We start from the raw sequence: 17742 nt of genomic DNA, 5'->3' as shown, positions 1-17742 counted from the left end.
CACGCGGCTGACGCTGGACCTCGCGAACGGCGGCGCGGGCTCGGTGCACCTGCAGGTCTACCAGGGAGAGGGATCGGGGGTCACGATGACCGGGTACGACGTGGCGCCGCGCGGCAGTGCGGGTCCGATCGATCTGGCTGTCGCGGGACCGTACGACGTGACGGTGCACGGCCCGAACGGCTTCCTGACCCGGTTCGCCGGCAATACGCTGACCAGCGGCGCGGGCGTCGAGGTGACCGCGGACGTGGCGCAGGACGGCGAGCTGCGGCTGACCGCGAGCAACGGGACCCGCACCGATGTCGAGCTGAGCGTGCGCGACCTGCTTCCGCGGGGCGCGGGGCACGGCGGCGCGGAGAAGTCCACGACGGTGTGGCTGGCCGCGGGCGAGCACGAGACGCTGCGCTTCGACCCGCTGCGGACGGCGCACGGCTGGTACGACCTGTCGGTGACCATCTCGGCCGACCCGGCGTACGTGCGGCGCTTCGCGGGGCACATCGAGAACGGCAAGGCGAGCGTCACCGGCTGACCTGCGGGCCGCGCTGGCAATCCCATCCGGAACCGAGCGAGCTGGCCTTAAGCCGGATGCGCCAGGCCGACGGCCGATGCGTCCGGACGGATTACCCCGAGCGGAGCCACCGGACGAGTCCTCGCCGCCTCCGTCTCACACTTTGAGCGTATCCCCTCGTAACAACCCGGCCTCGGACAGAACCAGAGGCCGGGTTGTTCCGTTAGTCCCTCATGCGTCAAGGGCCGGGCCACGGACCAGGGCCTCGTGATCACCCGCCTTGCCTAATCGGAATGGTTTTCATAAGCTAGGTTCAGCTATTGAAAACGATGTTCATCTTCATCGAGGGGGCTGTCATGGTCCGTGCCCACAGCGGGCGTTCGCACGGCGCCGCCGCCAAGTGCGCCGCGGTCGCGGCGACCGCGGCGGCGGCGCTGCTGCTGACGTCCGGCTGCGCGACCACGGCTCCGGGGGCATCCGCCGCCGACGTCTCCGGGGCGGGCTCGGGCCGCACGATCACGGTGGCGGCCGCCGAGAACTTCTGGGGGTCGATCGCGGCGCAGCTCGGCGGCTCACATGTGACCGAGACCTCGATCATCAGCAACCCCGCCACCGACCCGCACGACTACGAGGCCACCCCCGCCGACGCGCGCACGATCAGCGCCGCGCAGGTGTTCATCCAGAACGGCCTCGGCTACGACGCCTCGTGGGCGCCGAAGCTGGTCGCGGCCAACCCGAACGCGGACCGCACCGTGCTCACGGTCGGCGACATCGTGGGCCTCAAGGACGGCGACAACCCGCACCAGTGGTACGCGAAGTCCAGCGTGTACAAGGTGATCGACGCGATCACCGCCGCCTACCAGAAGGCCGACCCCGCGGACGCCGCCTACTTCGCCGCGCAGAAGAGCCGGTTCGAGCTGACCACGCTGGCCCCGTACAACCAGCTGATCAGCGACATCCGCAACCGGTACGCCGGCACGCCGATCGGCGCTTCGGAGTCGATCGTCTCAGGGCTCGCCGACACGCTCGGGCTCAAGATGCTGACGCCTGCCTCGTTCCTGCGCGACATAAGCGAGGGCAACGACCCGACCGCGGCCGACAAGAGCCTGATCGACCGGCAGATCAAGAGCAAGGCGATCAAGGTCTACGTGTACAACTCGCAGAATGCGACGCCTGACATCGCGGCGCAGGTCGCCGAGGCCAAGGCTGAGGGTATCCCGGTGACCACGGTGACCGAGACCCTCTTCCCCGCGGGCGACACCTTCCAGCAGTGGCAGGTGACCCAGCTTGAGGAGCTGGAGAGCGCGCTGGCCAGGGCGACCGGGCGGTGATGCGGCCTTGTTGACGAAGAGCGCAGTGACGAAGAGCGCAGTGACGAAGGGCGCGGCGATGAGGACCCTCATGACGAAGAGCCCGGCACCGGCTAAGGACGGGACTGCGATGAGTGTGGATCCGGTGGCAGTCGGCGCGGATGCGGACCCGGGCGCGGTGGTCGCACTGCGCGGAGCGGCGGCGACGGTCGGCGGGCGCACGCTGTGGAGCGGCGTGGACCTGACCGTGCGCAGCGGCGAGTTCGTGGCCGTACTCGGTCCGAACGGCGTCGGGAAGTCGACCCTTATCAAGGTGCTGCTGGGGACGCTGCCGTCCGCAGCCGGCACCGTCTCCGTCCTCGGCCGCCGGCCCGGCGCCGCGGGCGAGCGGATCGGATACCTGCCGCAGCGGCGCAACTTCGACGCCTCGCTGCGCATCCGCGGGATCGACATCGTGCGCCTCGGCCTGGACGGCGACCGCTGGGGCGTGCCGCTTCCCGGTGCCACGCGATTCAGCGCACAACGGCGTGCGGAACAGGCACGGGTGCGCGAGGTCATCGATCTGGTCGGCGCCTCCGCCTATGCGCATCGCCCGATCGGCGCGCTCTCCGGCGGTGAACAGCAGCGGCTGCTCATCGCGCAGGCCCTCGTGCGCCGCCCTGGGTTGCTGCTGCTGGACGAGCCGCTGGACTCGCTCGACCTGCCGAATCAGGCCTCTGTCGCGGCACTGATCCACCGCATCTGCCGCGAGGCGAACGTCGCGGTGGTCATGGTGGCGCACGACGTGAACCCGATCCTGCCCTACCTCGACCGGGTCGTATACATCGCGTCCGGCGGCGCGGCCTGCGGAACTCCGCAGGAGGTCATCACGACTGAGACACTGACCCGCCTGTACAGCACGCCGGTCGAGGTGCTGCGTACCTCCGACGGCCGCCTCGTCGTCGTCGGAGGGCCGGAGGCGCCCGCGCTGCACACCGACCGGCACGCGCACGCGGATCAGCGCCCTGAGAGGCAAGGAGCCGACCGCCATGCCGGGTAATCCCGCGTGGTCGCTCTCCTGGAACGTGGTGCGCGACATCCAGGAGATGTGGTCGCTGCCGTCGATGGTGAACGCGTACCGGGCCGGGACGATCATCGCGGTGACGGCCGGCGTGGTCGGCTGGTTCATGGTGCTGCGCCGCCAGAGCTTCGCCGGGCACACCATCTCCCTCGCCGGATTCCCGGGCGCGGCCGGGGCGGTGCTGCTCGGGGTCGCATCAGGGTACGGATACTTCGGGTTCTGCGTCGCGGCGGCGCTCGTCATCGCGTACGGCACGCGGCCGGGAAACCGTGAGCCCGCCAACGAATCCGCGCTGACCGGCGTCGTGCAGGCCTTCGCGCTCGCCTGCGGGATGCTGTTCGTCTCGCTCTACGGCGGATTCTTGAACCAGGTCGACAACCTGTTGTTCGGCACCATCCTCGGGATCACCGACGGCGACGTGATCGTGCTGGCGGCGGTGGCCGTGGCGGTTCTCGGTGCGATGGCGGCGATCGGGCGGCCGCTGCTGTTCGCCTCGGTGGACCCGGACGTCGCGCGGGCGCGCGGGGTGCCGGTGCGGCTGCTCGGCGCGCTCTTCCTGGTGCTGCTCGGCGCGGCGACGGCCGAGGTCTCGCAGATCACCGGCTCGCTGCTGGTCTTCGCGCTGCTGGTGATGCCCGCGGCCACCGCGCAGATCATCACCGCGCGCCCCGGTCTCAGCCTGCTGCTGACCGTGCTGATCGGCCTCGTGGTGACCTGGGTCGGGTTCGCGTTCGCGTACTTCACGATCTACCCGATCGGCTTCTACATCACGACCTTCGCGTTCGGGGCGTACGTCCTGGCGTATCTCGTGCGCGGCGCCGGGCCGGCGTTGGTGGCGCGGGTTTCGCGGCTGAGGTCGAGCCCTGACGCGGCAAGGGCGGTGGGCGCGGCATGAGCCTGTTCGATCACCCCTTCATGATCAGCGCCCTGCTGGCCGGGACCGGCATCGCGCTGGCCTGCGGCCTGGTCGGGTACTTCCTGGTGCTGCGGGCTCAGGTGTTCACCGGCGACGCGCTCTCGCACGTGGCCTTCACCGGCGCGCTGGCGGCTCTCGCCTTCGGCATCGAGCTGCGGCTCGGTCTGTTCGCGGCGACGATCCTCATCGCGCTGCTGCTGGGCGCCCTCGGCAAGCGCGGCCGCGCGGACGACGTGGTGATCGGCAGCGTGTTCGCGTGGGTGCTCGGCCTGGGCGTGTTCTTCCTGACCCTCTACACGACGAACCGTTCAGGCGGCGGCACCGGGAACGCGACGACGAGCGTGCTGTTCGGCTCGATCATCGGGATCTCCGACAGCCAGGCGCGCGTCGCGCTGTTGATCGGCCTGGGCGTGTTCGCCGCGATCGTGGCGATCGCCAGGCCGCTGCTGTTCGCCACCCTCGACGAGGCGGTCGCGGCCGCGCGCGGGGTGCCGGTGCGGCTGCTCGGTTTCGGCTTCCTGGCGCTGGTCGGGGTGACGACCGCGGAGGCGACGCAGGCGGTCGGCGCGCTGCTGCTGCTCGGGCTGCTGGCCGGTCCCGCGGGTGCGGCGCTCGCGCTGACGGATCGGCCGTATCACGGCATGGCGCTTTCGGTGGGGCTCGCGTTGGGCTCGGTGTGGGGCGGGCTGCTCGTGGCCTACTACGTGCCCAAGCTGCCGGCCAGCTTCGCGATCACTGCGGTGGTCACGGTGGTGTACGCGGCCGCCATCCTGTGCGGCCGAGTGCGTTCGGGCCGCGAGCGGGTAGCGGTAACCGCCGCGTAAGCACCGCCCGGCGCCGTAGCGGCCAACGGGCCCCTATCGTGAACACCGTGGCACGGATAAGACCGGCGCGCCGATTGACCAGCACCGCGCTGGGTCGGCGGCTCGGCGCGCTCAGCCCGCGGCGGCGCTGGTTCCTCGGGGTCTCGGTCGCGGCCGTCGTCGTCCTCGTCGGCGCGCTGGCCGGTCCGGCGGTGGTCTCCAGCCTCGACAGCCAGCCGACCGGGTATCCGGCGCAGGACCGGCCCGGGACCGTGCTGCTGGTGCCCGGCTACGGCGGCGGCACCGGCTCGCTCGACGTGCTGGCGGCGCGGATCCGCGCGGCCGGACGGCAGGCGGCGGTCGTGCAGTTGCCGGACGGCGGAGTCGGCGACCTGAACCAACAGGCCGCCGTCCTGGACGGCTATGTCGCGGACGCGCTCAAGAGCGGGCCCTCGGTGGACCTGATCGGGTACTCGGCCGGCGGCGTGGTGGTGCGGCTGTGGGTCGAGCAGCACGACGGCGCGGCGAAGGTACGGCGCGTCATCACGCTCGGCTCTCCCTTCCACGGCACGACGGTCGCCGCGGCCGGCGCCGCCGTGGGGGCGGGTACGGGCGCGTGCCCGTCCGCGTGCGAGCAGCTGATCCCCGGTAGCAGCCTGCTGACTCAGCTGGACGCGGGCGCTCCGGCCGCCGGGCATCCGCCGTGGCTTTCGGTGTGGACGCAACAGGACCAGACGGTCGTGCCGCCGACCTCGGCCGAGTTGCCGGACGCGGTGAACGTGTCGGTGCAATCCGTCTGCTCGGGCGAGCAGGTCTCGCACAGCCAGCTGCCGACCGACGCCGCCGTGGTCGGGATGGTGTTGCAAGCACTCGGCACGGCTCCGCTCGCCGCGCCCGATCCGTCGCAGTGCTCTGCGTTGCGGGCGCTCAGCCGGTGACGTCCTTGGTGGAGAAGTTGGCCCAGGCCAAGCCGAGGAAGACCACGGCGTATATGGCTTGTATGCCGAAACCGCGTACGACGTTGTGCCAGAGGATCGGGTCGCGGAACAGGTCGATCCAGGCGAGCCAGTAGTTCGTGGGCAGGTAGGGCTTGACCGAGCCGGCCGCGTCGAGGGTCGCCAGCACCTCGCTGGTGACCAGGACCGCGAGCGCGCCGAGGGCGGCGCCGAGCGCGGAGTCGGTGAGCGTGGACAGGAACAGTGCGATCGCCGCGACGCCGAGCATCGAGACCGAGATGTAGCCGATGCCGTAGGCGACGCGCAGGATCAGCTGCCCGGTGCCGAGCGGCGTGCCGGACAGCGAGGTGGAGACGGTGCCGATGGACACGCCGGTGGTCGCGGAGGAGACCGCTCCGGAGCTCGAGGAGGCGGAGACCGGCTTCAGGCCGTTGCTGCCGAACGCGAGCACTCCGGTGATGTACGAGGTGACGGCGACCAGGATCACGGCGGTCACCACGAAGGACATGGTGCCGACCAGCTTCGCGGTCAGCAGCCGGGTGCGCGCGACCGGCCGGGTGAGCAGATAGCGCAGCATGCCGGTGCCGGACTCGCCGGCCACCCCGTCGCCGGAGAGTACGGCCACCGAGACGGGCAGGAACACCGGCAGCACGATCGCGAGCCCGGCGGCGGGATAGAGCGAGCCGTCGGAGAGCACCGCGGAAAGGAACGCAGGACCCTGGCCTGGCGCGGGCACCAGATTGGTCACCGAGATGAAGATCGCGACGATGATCGGCAGCGCGCACAACAGGATCAGGTTCATCCAGGTGCGCGGGCGGCGAATCAGCCGCAGCAGCTCGACGTGGATCACCGCGCCTCCTCCTCAGCCGACGTCGTCTCGTCCGGGCGCGCTTGATCCACCCGATCCGAACCCGCGCTGGTCGCCTCGACGACCAGGTCCTCCAGTGACCGGCGCTCGCGTACGAGCTCTGCGACGCGTACGCCCGCGCCGACGAGCTGGGCGTTGAGCTGCGCCGGATCCGCGCCGCGCACGATCAGCCGGTCGCCGTCCCGGCCGAGCAGGGTGCCGTCGAGCAACGCGGTGGCGCGGTCGGCGTCGGGTGTGTGCAACAGGATGCGGTCGGTCGGGGCACGCAGCGCCGCCAGCTCGTCCTGGATCACCATGCGGCCGCGATCGAGCACGCCGATGCGGGTGCACAGCTGCTCGACCTCGCCGAGCAGGTGGCTGGAGAGCAGGATCGTGGTGCCGTTCTCGTTCAGCTCGATCAGCAGGTCCCTGATTTCGCGGATGCCGCGCGGGTCGAGCCCGTTGGTCGGCTCGTCGAGGATCAGCAGCGTGGGCTTGCGCAGCAGCGCGGCGGCCAGGCCGAGGCGCTGGCGCATGCCCAGGGAGTAGGCGCGGGCCGGGCGTCGGTCGACTCCGGCGAGACCGACGCGCTCGAGCGCCTCCTCGATCCTGGCCCGCCGGGTGCGCCGCTCGCCGCCGGGTCCCGCCGCGTCGATCAGGGCGAGGTTCGCGCGCCCGGACAGGTAGCTGTAGGACGCGGGGCCCTCGATCAGCGCCCCGATGCGCGGCAGCACCTGGGCGACGCGGCGCGGTACCGGGCAGCCGTCGATCTCGATCTGCCCGCTGGTCGCGAAGACCAGGCCGAGCAGCATCCGGATCAGCGTGGTCTTTCCGGAGCCGTTCGGGCCGAGCAGGCCGTAGCGGTCGCCTTCGCGCACGTCCAGGTCGACCCGGTCCACCGCGAGGACCGCGCCGTAGCGCTTGGTGAGCTGCCGGGTCTCGATCACGTCAGGGGTTTCCTCCGGGGGCGGGGACCGGGCGGCAGGCCGCGGGGATCTGGCTCGGCGGGAGCTGCCCGGGCGGGCGCCCTTGCAACAGCGCGCGGCACCGGTCGAACTGCGTGTCCACGTCGGTGAGCAGGTCGGTCGCCGCCTTGGTCAGCAGATCGGGGCCGGTGAGGCCGACCAGCAGGAAGATCCGGTCGAACCGGTCCGAGCGCACCAGCAACACGGACAGCAGCGGCGTGCGGATCAATCGCCCGGTGCCGTTCGGGAAAGTCACCGGGGCCGCGCCGGCCTGGGTGGCCGCGGACAGCGCGCTGTCGCCGATCCGGTCGCCGAGGAAGAGCACCGCGAAGGTGGCGAAGCCGGAGCCGTAGCCGGAGACGTCCGTGCCGTACCCGTCCAGCACCGGCTTGGCGGCCCGGCCGGCGAGCTCGGCGGGCAGCGGGAACCGGGCGCGGGTGTCGAGCAGCGAGTTGATGTCCGAGGAGTTGGCGGTCGCGATGGCGACGCCGTCGGGGACGGCGAACTGCGCGGCCGAGTCGGCGGGGCGGGCGGCGGAGAAGTCGAGGAAGCGGCTGGAGATCACCGGGGCGGAGGAGCCGCCGCCGTACACCTCCACGTCTACCGGTACGCCGGTGGCCGGGTCGGCCCACAGGTCGACGCGGGTGATGGTGGTGTCCGGGGAGACCGGCCGGATCTCCAGGCCGGGCGCGGAGATCCCGGCCACGTCGCGCGCGGGCAGCGGGACGAGCTTGTCGCCGGCCGCCGCGGTGTGCAGCAGGCGCAGGGCGAGATTGGGCGGGGTGAGGTCGTCGGCGCGCGGCAGTCGGACCGCGGGGTCGCCGAGGATCTGGGTGATCTGCCCGGTCTCGAAGTTCCAGGAGAGGGTGCCCACTTGGGTGCCGTAGGTGTCCTGCTCCCCGGTGTCGGTCAGGACGTCGGTGCGCCACTCGTCGGGGGCCGCGAACCAGGTGCGGATCTTGGTGGATCCGCTCAGCAGCGAGCTGATCGTGCCGAGCTGCGGCAGTTCGGGCAGGTTGAGCCGGCCGTCGGTCTCGACATAGCCCTGATATGGATGGTCGGCGGAGGCGAGCATGCGCGCTCGCAGCGCGTCGGGTGCGATGGCGGCGGTGTGCACCGGGAGCGCGGAGACGACGCTCGGCAGCGAGCACAGCACGGCGATCGCCACTCCGACGACGGCCCAGCGGCGGTACGTGTCGCGGCGGACAACGCTCACCCGGCCCACGATACGTCCGCAGTCTGAAGATGCGGCCGGTAACGTCATTACGGGGTGAGGACGGCGATCAAGCACCTGATCGGTGCCGCGCGGGAGCGGGCGCCGATGCGGAGACGGGGGCGGGGAGGGGGACCGACGGCACGAGATCGGGCCGGGCCTCGTGCACCAGATCCTGCACGCGGCGCGCTTGGCGTTCGAGGAGCCGTGATCCGCTTCGGTGCGCAAGGGCGAGCACGTCGTGCAGGTGCAGCAGCGCGTCGTCGGGCTGCCCTAGCCGCGCGTGGCTTTCCGCGAGGTCGAGCAGGATCTGGGTGCGCAACCGATCGTCGTCGAGTTCGGCCGCTGTGCGCAGGGCTTCCGCGTGATCATCGAACGCTGCTTGGGCGTCGCCGAGGCGGGTGTGCACGGTGGCGCGGGTGTTGCGCGCGGCGGCCGCGAACCGCAGGTCTCCGGCGCGGTCGGCGATCGCGAGGGCTTGTTCGCTCAGTTCGAGGGCGAGCGCGTGGTCGCCCAGGTCGCGGTGCGCCTCGGCCAGGATCCGCACCGTGTCGCCCTCGTTGCGCCGGTCGTCGGCGGCCTGATGCAGTTCCAGGGCCTCGTGCAGGAGCCGCAGCGGTTCGGCGCGCGCGTCCAGCCGCGCGGCTTCGGGGGCGCCGCTTCCGCTCTCCCGCGCGCGGTCGTGCTCGCGGTGCCGGGCGCGTTCCAGGTGTGCGACGGCCAGGTTCGCGATCGTGACCGCTTCGCCCACCTTGCGGCCGCTGCGCCGGTGCAGGGCGAGCGCGCGGGTGAGGCAGTCGACGGTCTCGTCGAGCCGGGCGGCGAGCCAGGAGGAGCGGGCGAGGTTGTTGAGCGCCACCGCTTCGCCGTCGATCCAGCCGGCCTGGCGGGCCAGTTCGGCGGCGCGGGCGTGGTGCGCCGCGGCGGCCGCTTGCGGAGTGCGCATGTTGTGCACCATGCCGAGGTTCAGCTCGGTCATCGCACTGGCCATCAAGTCGCCGGCGGCGGAGGCGGCGCGGCGTGCCGCCTCGGCGACGGCCTGCCAGTCGAGCGTGGCGCGGCCCATGACGAAGTAGCCGTTGAGCAGGGCGGCCAGCGTCCAGGTGTCGGCGTGATTCCCTTGCTGCTCAAGGTGGGTGATCAACGCGACGAGGTTGGCGCGTTCGTCGTCGAGCCATGAGAGCGCCGCGGTGCCGTCCCGGAACGGTTGCACGTGCTCGGTTTCGGGTGCGCCTGCGCGGTCCGGCACGCGCAGCAAGTGCGGGTACAGCAGGTCCGCCGCGGCGTTCAGGTGCGCCCGGTAGTGCGCTGATACGCGTGACAGCGCGGCCGAGCGCGTGGCCTCGTCCTCTTCCTCCTCGGCGAGTTCGACGGCCAGCAAGCGCAGCAGGTCGTGCAGCGTGAAGCGGCCGGGCCGGTGCTCGTCGAGCAGATGATGATTCGCCAGCCGGTCGAGCAGCAGCCGGGTCTGCACGAGGGGCAGGCCGGTGAGCGCGGCGGCGATCGATGCGGTGAAGTCGTTGCCGGGCAGCAGCCCGGCGAGCCGGAACAGCCTGCGCTCGGCGGCGGGCAGCGCGTCGCAGGAGAGCGCGAAGTTGGCTCGCACGGCCGTGGCCGCGTCGCCGTCGACGGCGAGCGCGCCGAGCCGGTCGCCCTCGGACAGCGCGAAGACCTGGTCCGCGATGCGCCGGTTCGGCCGGCCGGCGATGTTCGCGGCGGCGATGCGCAAGGCGAGCGGGAGGTGCGCGCACAGGCGGGCGAGTTCGACCGCCGCCTCAGGCTCGGCGGCGACGCGCCGGGAGCCGAGCATCCGCTCGAGCAGGGCGCCGGCCTCCTCGGGTTCGAGCACGTCGAGCGGAAGCAGGTGGGCGCCCTCGCGCGCCACCAGCCCCGCCATCCGCTCGCGGGCGGTGATCACGGCGAGCGAGCCGGCGCCGGTCGGCAGCAGCGGACGCACTTGGTCGGCGTCCGCGGCGTTGTCGAGCACCACGAGCAGTCGTTTGTTAGAGGTCTGACTGCGGTACAGGGCCGCGGCCTGCGCCTCGTCCTGCGGTATCCGATCGGCTGGGGTGCCGAAGGCGAGCAGGAACCCGGACAGGGCGTCGATCGGGCGCAGCGGTCCTTCAACGCCGTGCCCGCGCAGGTTCACGAAAAGCTGTCCGTCGGGGAAGCGATCACGCACCCGGTGCGCCCAGTGCACCGCGAGCGCGGTCTTGCCGACGCCGCCCATTCCGACCACTGCGGCGATCGTGACCGGCTGCTTCGATCCGGGGTCTGACTCGGCTTGCCCGGTCGTGCGCAGCAGGTGCTCCAGCTGCCGAAGGCATTCGGACCGTCCGGCGAATCCGGCCACGTCGACCGGAAGCTGCGCGGGGACCGGCGCCGGCGAAGCGCCGCCCTGCACGCTTCCGCTTGGCGTACCGTTCGAAGCGCCGGGAAGCTCTCCGCGCAGCACCCTGAGTTGCGCGGTCCTCAGTTCGGGGCCGGGGCTCACGCCGAGCTGTTCATCCAGCAGGCTTTTGACGTACTCGAACAGCGCGAGCGCCGCGGCCTGTTGTCCCGCGCCGGCCAGCACCAGCACCAGCCGCGCGGCCAAGCCCTCGTGTAAGGGCTCTTCCGCGTGCAGAACCCGCAGCGGACCGAGGACTTCGTCGTATCGCGCGACGCTCAACGCCGCGTCAGCCCACTGCTGGGCGGCGGCGATCCGCTGTTGGGCGGCCCGGATCGCCGCGGGGTGCTCGCGCAGTCGTGAGTCGCAGCCGGCCAAGACCGGGCCGCGCCAACGCGACCACGCCTCGCGATGCAGCTGCAGGGCTGACTCGGTCGCGCCGGCCTCCCACGCGTCGCCGGCCTGCCGCGCGAGCCCGGTGAACTGCACGAGGTCGCTCTGCTCGGGCAGCAGGTCGAGCCGATAGCCGCCGGCGACGCGTCGCAGCACGCTGGCTGACTCTCCCGCTCCGCGCGCGGGGTCGAGCAGGCGGCGCACCTGCGCGATATAGGTGTGCACGAGTTGAAGGCAGGTGCGGGGCGGATCGTCGGGCCAGAGCAGATCGACGATCTCGTCCGCGCCGACGGGCTGCCGTGGCTGAACCGCGAGCAGGCCGATCAAGCTGCGCTGCATCGCGGAGGTGACCTCCACCGTGCCCGCTCCTCGCCGCACAGTCAGCGGACCGAGCACGTCGACCCGCAGCGGGAGCCCGGTGCCGGGTTCGTCAGGAGCCGTATTCGGCGCGCTCCCCAGCAATCCGTCCAGCTCAACGCCGGACAGGCCGAGCGCGACCGCCAACCGGTGGATCGACGCGGCCTGCGGTCGGCTGAACGTACCGTTTTCGATGTTGCGCAGTGTCCGCACGCTGATTCCGGCGCGCGCGGCGAGCTCGCCCTGGCCGAGCCCGGCGCGAAGGCGCAGGCGGCGCAGCGACCCGCCGGCGGTGGCGGCGTCATGAGGGGTCCTCGACTCGCCCACCACCCCGCCCCTCCCACACTGATCCGAGCCGTGCTGTGATTCTCGCACCGTGCTCGGGCTCTGACACGCCCGGTCCGCAGTTCGTAACCTCCGGTCAGCCGTGCAGCGCCGCCGAGCCGAGCCGCTCGTATCCGGCCAGCCTCGCGCGCGCCGCCTTGCCGCCGCGCTCGGCCGCGCCGGCCACCAGGGTCTCGACGAGGGCGAAGGGCGCGGCGAGGCTGATGAAGGGCGCGAGGCCGTCGAGCGAGGTGGTCAGCAGCACGGTGGCCGCTGCAGCCGCCGGACTCAAGTACGGGTCCGTGCACACCACCAGGCGGGCGCCGCGGGCCGCCGCGTCCCGGCCGAACTCGACGGTGTCGCGCTGGTAGCGGCGATAGTCGAACAGGACCACGGTGGAGCGCGGCCCGATGTCGAGCAGGCCGCGATTGCGCTCGCCGGGCTCGGGCGGCAGATGGTGCACCCCGGGGCGCAGCAGCGCGAGGAAGCTGGAGAGGTGGGCGGCGAGCGTCCAGGAGAACCTGCCGCCGGTCACCACCACCTCGCGGCCCTGGTCGGTGAGCAGGTCCACCGCGTGGTCCAGCTCCACCGGGTCGAGCGCGTGCAGGCTCTCCTGCACCGCCCGGCCGATCGAGCGCTCGGCCCGGGCCGGGAGCGGATCGGCGTGCCGCGCGGCTTTCGCGCCGTCCGGGTAGGCGTGCAGCGGGCCGGCCGCGCGCGCGGACAGCTCGCCGCGCAGCGCGTCCTGCAGGTGCGGGTAGCCGGTGAATCCGAGCTTTGCGACGAGCCGGACCACGGTGGGCGGGCTGACCCCGGCCTCCTGCGCGAGCCGGGCCACTGATTGCAGCCCGGCGGCCGGATAGTCGCCGAGCAGGATCTGCACCACGCGCCGCTCGGCGGGGGTGAGCTCGGCCCGCCGGGCGCGCAGCAGGTCCGCCACGCTTCCCGCCTGCACGGCCGCGGCCTCAGTGTCGCCAGCGGGTCAGAGCCACGATCTGTTCCGGGTCGGCGCCCTCGAACAGCTTGATCTCGGCGCGGCGCACGGTGGCGATCGTGTCGACGAACTCGGGCCCGAACGCCTCGGCGAACACCTCGTCCGCCTCGAACGCCGCGACCGCGCCCGCCAGCTCGGACGGCAGCGGCCTGACGTCGCGCCGCTCGGCCTCGTCCGCCGGGAGCGTCGCCGGGTCGACCTCGACCGGCTCGGGCAGCTTCGCGCCGCAGGCCAAGCCGGCCCGGCCCGCCGCGAGCAGCCCGGCGATGAGCAGGTAGGGGTTGGCGGCCGCGTCGAAGCTCTTGATCTCCAGGTTCGCCGCGCCCGCGCCGTCGCCGGTCGAACCGGTCACGAAGCGCAGCGCGGCCTCCCGGTTCTCCAGCCCCCAGCAGGCGTACGCGCCGGCCCAGTGCGATGGGATCAGCCGCAGGTAGCTGGCCACGGCCGGGGTGCCGAGCGCGAGCAGCGCGGGCAGGCGGGCGAGCAGGCCCCCGGCGAAGGCCTCGCCCGGTTCGGTCAGCCCGTAGCGGCCGCCGCCGCCGGACATCAGGTTCTCGCCGTCGCCGTTCCACAGGCTCAGGTGCACGTGCCCGCCGTTGCCCACTCCCCCGGCCAGCACCTTCGGCGAGAAGGTCGCGCGCAGCCCGGCCCGGGCGCTGATCGCCCGGATCGTCTCGCGCACCAGGACCAGCGTGTCGGCGGCGCCGACCGGGTCCTCGGCCGCGACGGAGACCTCGTACTGGCCGGCCGCGTACTCGGGGTGGATCTGGTCGACGGTCAGGCCCTGCGCCGTCAGGGCGTTCATCACGTCCCTGACGTAGTCGGACTGCTCGGTGAGCCTGGCGAAGCCGTATGCGGGCCCGGCGCACGCGGGCACGAACTCGTCGCCGGGGCCGACCGAGACGCACCACTCGACCTCGAAGGCCGCGCGCACCGAGTACCCCTGCGCGGCGAGCCGCTCCACTTCGCGCTTGGCGAGGCTGCGCTGGTCGAGCGGATGCACGGTGCCGTCCTGCCGGAACCGGTCCGCGGGCGCCCAGGCCCAGCCCGGCTGGGCGACCAGCGGGGTGAGCCGGTCGAGGTCGAGCATCAGGCGCAGGTCGCCGACCGCGCCCCCGGCGTATTTGGCCACCGCCGCGGAGTCGTCGAGCAGGAACGTGTCAAAGCACGGCGATACGCCGATCCCCCAGGCGGCCGCGCGCTCAAGCTTCGACAGCGGCACGGCCTTGACCCGCGTGATGCCGCTGTTGTCGACCCAGGTGACGGCCACGCCGCTGACCCCGCGCTCGGCCAGGTCGGCGGCGATCCCGCGCGCCTCGGCCGCGCGCTCGTCGCGTTCCGCCTGCTCCACGATCCCCCACCGGCTCATCGCTCATCCCTTCGCCGAACGGTCATGCGGACGCCTAGTCTGCCCGATCGCGCGGCGACGGACAGGCCGCGAGAGCTGACGGAGTGATTACAGCCGCGCCTTCGCAAGAATTGTTTGTTACAGATGCCATTCCCTACTTACCAGTCGTTACATCACGCGTCACACTGACCGCAAGTGCACCCGACTGGAGTGAGGAGTCGCATATGCCGACCCAGATCCAGCAGCCCGCGCCCGCCGGCCTGCGCCGCACGCTCAACGTGTGGCAGGCGGTCGGGCTGTCGGTAGCGCTGATGGCGCCGAGCATGGCTTCTAATATCAACCCCCAGGCAAGCGTCCCGTCGGTCGGCCGGGCCGTGCCGCTGGCGTTCCTACTCGCCGCGGTCGGCGTACTGCTGGTCGCTTACGTGTTCGTACGGCTGTGCCAGTACTTCAACCATTCCGGATCGGTGTACGCCTTCGTCGGCGCGACCCTCGGCCCGCGCGCCGGAGTGGTGGCCGGCTGGGGCCTGATGGGCACCTACATCTTCTACGGCGTGACCACCTCGTCGGTGGTCGGCATCTTCGGCACGGACTTCCTGCAGAGCATCCACGTGTGGGACAACCCGCCGGTGCTCGCGCCCTACATCCTCACCGCCGTCGCGCTGGTGCTGTGCTGGCTGCTCACCGTCGTGCCGGTGCGGCGCGGCACGAACATCCTGCTCACCGTCGAGGGCGCGACGGTCGCGCTGATCCTGGTCGTCTCGGCGGTGGTGCTGGTCAAGCTGCTGTCGCACAAGACGCCGGCCGGGCAGCACTTCACCATGAGCGTGTTCACGGTCCCGCCGGGCACCGGGATCTCCGCGGTCTTCCTCGGCATCGTCTTCGGGTTCCTCTCCTTCGCCGGCTTCGAGGCGGCCGCGACGCTCGGCGAGGAGGCCGCGCACCCGCACCGGGACATCCCGCGGGCGATCCTCGGCACGGCGATCTTCGGCGGGATCTTCTTCACCGTGGTGACCGCGATCGAGTCGATGGGCTTCGGCACCGACGCCAAGGGCGTTTCCGCCTTCGGCACCTCCTCCTCGCTGATCGGCGACCTCGGCAAGACCTACGTCGGCTCCTGGGTCGGCAACACGATCACGCTCGGCGCCATGATCAGCGCCTTCGGCTGCTGCCTGGCCTGCACGGTCGGCGGCGCGCGGCTGCTGTTCGCACTCAACCGGGACGGCTTCGGCGACCGCGGCCTCGGCCGGGTCTCCCGCGTCGGCACGCCGGCGCGGGCGGGCAGCGTGGTGGCGGGCATCATGGCCCTGATCATCGGCGGCTCGATCGTGTTCTTCTCCGCGAACCCGGAGGACACCTTCGTCTGGGGCGGCACGATCGGCACGCTGATCCTCCTGGTGGCCTACATCCTGACCACGATCGGCGCAATCTATCTGTTCTTCGTACAGCGCAAGATGGCGGTACCGACCTGGCAGATCGTCATCCCGATTGCGGCGATCGTGCTGCTCGGCTACACGCTGTACCGCAACGTGAGCCCGTATCCGTCCGGGGCGGCCGGCTGGCTGCCCGTGGTCTCCGGTGCTTGGCTGGTGATCGGCATCATCGCGGTCATCGCGGCCCCGGGGACGGCGCGGCGGATGGGTTTCCTGCTCACCGAGATGGAGGGCATCGCCGCCGCCAAGGCCTCCGAGCCCGCGCGCGCACCGGCCGATAGTGTCGTGCTGGAAGGTGGTGCGGGCTGAACGAAACCGAGCCGTCCGGGCTGATCGACCATCACTGCCACGGCGTCATCCGCCGCGACCTCGACCGAACCGGCTTCGAGCTGCTGCTCACCGAGGCCGGTTCCGTCGGGGCGCTCGGCGGCAGCGCCCTCGACTCGCAGATCGGCTTCGCGGTGCGGCGCTGGTGCGCTCCCCTGCTGGACCTGCCGCCGCACGCGGAGGCCGAGGTCTACCTTGAGCGGCGCGCCGAGCTCGGCCACGCGGAGGTCACCGCGCGCTTCCTTCAGGCCGCCGGGCTCGACGCGCTGTGCGTGGACACCGGATTCGAGCCGGAGCCGCTGCTATCACCGCAACAGCTCGGCGAGGTGGCGGGCGCATCGTCATACGAAATCGTCCGCTTGGAGCAGGTCGCCGAGCAGACGGCGCCCACCACGACGGCCGCCGGATTCGCCGATGCGGTGCGGGACCGGCTGGCGCAGCGGGCACAAACGGCGGTCGGCTTCAAGTCGATCGCGGCGTATCGGCACGGGTTGCGGCTCGCGGGCGAACGGCCGAGCGACGCCGAGGTCAGGATCGCCGCGGACGACTGGCTGGCGAGCGCGAACGGCGACGCGCGAACGCCGCTGCGCCTGACGCACGAGACGCTGCACCGCTTCCTGGTCTGGTGCGCGGTGGAGCTCGGCCTTCCGGTCCAGTTCCACGTCGGCTACGGCGACGCCGACGTCAACCTCGACCGCTGCGACCCGCTGCTGCTCACCGACCTGCTGCGCGCGATCGAGCCGACCGGGGTTCCGGTGCTGCTGCTGCACAACTACCCCTTCCACCGGCAGGCCGGATTCCTGGCGCAGGTCTTCGCCAACGTCTTCCTGGACGTCGGCCTCGCCACGCACAACCTCGGCCGCGGCTCTCGCGCGCTGATCGCCGAGGCTCTCGAACTCGCCCCGTTCGGCAAGTTCCTGTACTCCTCCGACGCGTTCGGCCTGCCCGAGCTCTACTACCTCGGCGCGGTGCTGTTCCGGCGCGGGCTGGCCGAGTTCTTGGACGCGGGCGTCGCAGCGGACGAATGGACCGCCGCCGACGCCGCCCGGGTGGCGCGGCTGATCGGCTCGGAAAACGCGAAGCGCGTCTATCGGCTGACACCCGCCGCTAGAGTGACCGCGTGACTGAACTGAGAACCGCTTACGGGCACGATCCGGCCGATCCGTTCGCCGACTCCCCCGGCCGCTTCGGCGCCACGGCGACCGTCGAGATCGAGCCCACGCGCGTCGGCAAGGTGCACACCACGTACGCTCCGAACCACGACGGCGACCCGGACCCTGGCGAGATCGTGTGGACCTGGGTTCCGTTCGAGGAGCACGACGGGCGCGGCAAGGACCGGCCGGTGCTGATCGTCGCGCGGGAGCACACCGGCAGCCTGCTCGCGGTGCAGCTGACCAGCAAGCGGCACGACGGCACGACGGACTTCGTCGACGTCGGCACGGGCCCGTGGGACCGCGAGGGGCGCGAGTCCTGGGTCAACTTGGAGCGCGTGGTGCGGGTCTACGAGGAGGGCATGCGGCGCGAGTCCTGCGCGATGCACCGCCACTACTTCGACATGGTGGTCGAGCGGCTGCACGCCCGCTACGGCTGGAGCTGAGCGCA

Annotated in this window: 15 protein-coding genes; 9 read left to right on the top strand and 6 right to left on the bottom strand. The window is 71.9% G+C overall.

Annotated features, from left to right (window positions below; all coding sequences use genetic code 11):
* The 6 genes from VFB40_RS16635 to VFB40_RS16610 form a co-directional block, all read left to right on the top strand.
* Nucleotides 1-526, top strand: a 526-nt coding sequence (locus VFB40_RS16635; protein WP_324851623.1) for a phospholipase domain-containing protein, incomplete at its 5' end; no start/stop codon positions are given.
* Nucleotides 527-834: 308 nt separating this feature from the next.
* The gene (locus VFB40_RS16630) at nucleotides 835-1836 is read left to right on the top strand and encodes a metal ABC transporter solute-binding protein, Zn/Mn family (RefSeq protein ID WP_324851622.1); all 1002 of its coding nucleotides are present in this window, start codon (nucleotides 835-837) and stop codon (nucleotides 1834-1836) included.
* Between the two features lie 109 nt (nucleotides 1837-1945).
* Nucleotides 1946-2854, top strand: a complete 909-nt coding sequence (locus VFB40_RS16625) for a metal ABC transporter ATP-binding protein (RefSeq protein ID WP_324851621.1) — start codon at nucleotides 1946-1948, stop codon at nucleotides 2852-2854.
* On the top strand, nucleotides 2844-3770 hold the full coding sequence (locus VFB40_RS16620) for a metal ABC transporter permease (RefSeq protein ID WP_324851620.1): 927 nt from the start codon (nucleotides 2844-2846) through the stop codon (nucleotides 3768-3770). The genes VFB40_RS16625 and VFB40_RS16620 overlap by 11 nt, the downstream gene beginning before the upstream one ends.
* Nucleotides 3767-4615, top strand: a complete 849-nt coding sequence (locus tag VFB40_RS16615; protein ID WP_324851619.1) for a metal ABC transporter permease — start codon at nucleotides 3767-3769, stop codon at nucleotides 4613-4615. Before VFB40_RS16620 ends, VFB40_RS16615 begins: the two co-directional genes overlap by 4 nt.
* Before the next feature lie 47 nt (nucleotides 4616-4662).
* Nucleotides 4663-5532, top strand: coding sequence for an esterase/lipase family protein (locus VFB40_RS16610; protein ID WP_324851618.1), 870 nt, complete (start codon nucleotides 4663-4665; stop codon nucleotides 5530-5532).
* Here the strand turns inward: VFB40_RS16610 and VFB40_RS16605 are convergent.
* The 6 genes from VFB40_RS16605 to VFB40_RS16580 all read right to left on the bottom strand — a co-directional run bounded on the left by VFB40_RS16605 (nucleotide 5522) and on the right by VFB40_RS16580 (nucleotide 14401).
* Nucleotides 5522-6400, bottom strand: a complete 879-nt coding sequence (locus tag VFB40_RS16605) for an ABC transporter permease (protein WP_324841662.1) — start codon at nucleotides 6398-6400, stop codon at nucleotides 5522-5524. The genes VFB40_RS16610 and VFB40_RS16605 overlap by 11 nt on opposite strands.
* Nucleotides 6397-7344, bottom strand: a complete 948-nt coding sequence (locus VFB40_RS16600) for an ABC transporter ATP-binding protein (RefSeq protein WP_324851617.1) — start codon at nucleotides 7342-7344, stop codon at nucleotides 6397-6399. The genes VFB40_RS16605 and VFB40_RS16600 overlap by 4 nt, the downstream gene beginning before the upstream one ends.
* 1 nt (nucleotide 7345) lies before the next feature.
* Complete coding sequence (locus VFB40_RS16595; RefSeq protein ID WP_324851616.1) at nucleotides 7346-8578, bottom strand: hypothetical protein; 1233 nt, start codon at nucleotides 8576-8578, stop codon at nucleotides 7346-7348.
* Nucleotides 8579-8645: 67 nt separating this feature from the next.
* Complete coding sequence (locus tag VFB40_RS16590) at nucleotides 8646-12041, bottom strand: BTAD domain-containing putative transcriptional regulator (protein WP_324851615.1); 3396 nt, start codon at nucleotides 12039-12041, stop codon at nucleotides 8646-8648.
* Nucleotides 12042-12135: 94 nt separating this feature from the next.
* Entirely contained in the window at nucleotides 12136-12993 is an 858-nt protein-coding gene (locus tag VFB40_RS16585; RefSeq protein WP_324851614.1) for a MurR/RpiR family transcriptional regulator, read from the bottom strand.
* A gap of 10 nt (nucleotides 12994-13003) precedes the next feature.
* Complete coding sequence (locus tag VFB40_RS16580) at nucleotides 13004-14401, bottom strand: glutamine synthetase family protein (protein WP_324851613.1); 1398 nt, start codon at nucleotides 14399-14401, stop codon at nucleotides 13004-13006.
* 203 nt (nucleotides 14402-14604) lie between these two features.
* On the opposite strand from VFB40_RS16580, the gene VFB40_RS16575 reads away from it, so the two are divergent.
* Genes VFB40_RS16575 through VFB40_RS16565 form a run of 3 tightly spaced genes read left to right on the top strand, consistent with a single transcriptional unit; the run spans nucleotide 14605 to nucleotide 17737 of the window.
* Nucleotides 14605-16122, top strand: coding sequence for an APC family permease (locus VFB40_RS16575; RefSeq protein WP_324851612.1), 1518 nt, complete (start codon nucleotides 14605-14607; stop codon nucleotides 16120-16122).
* The gene (locus tag VFB40_RS16570) at nucleotides 16119-17264 is read left to right on the top strand and encodes an amidohydrolase family protein (RefSeq protein ID WP_349261508.1); all 1146 of its coding nucleotides are present in this window, start codon (nucleotides 16119-16121) and stop codon (nucleotides 17262-17264) included. The genes VFB40_RS16575 and VFB40_RS16570 overlap by 4 nt, the downstream gene beginning before the upstream one ends.
* A complete protein-coding gene (locus tag VFB40_RS16565) occupies nucleotides 17261-17737 on the top strand; it encodes a type II toxin-antitoxin system PemK/MazF family toxin (RefSeq protein ID WP_324851610.1) in 477 nt (158 codons plus the stop codon). Before VFB40_RS16570 ends, VFB40_RS16565 begins: the two co-directional genes overlap by 4 nt.
* Nucleotides 17738-17742 lie beyond the last annotated feature (5 nt).

It is taken from the genome of Actinocrinis sp., from assembly GCF_035650855.1.
Taxonomy (GTDB): domain Bacteria; phylum Actinomycetota; class Actinomycetes; order Streptomycetales; family Catenulisporaceae; genus Actinocrinis.
The sequence above is the reverse complement of the archived record's forward strand: the minus strand, read 5'-3'. Positions and strand labels throughout refer to the sequence as shown.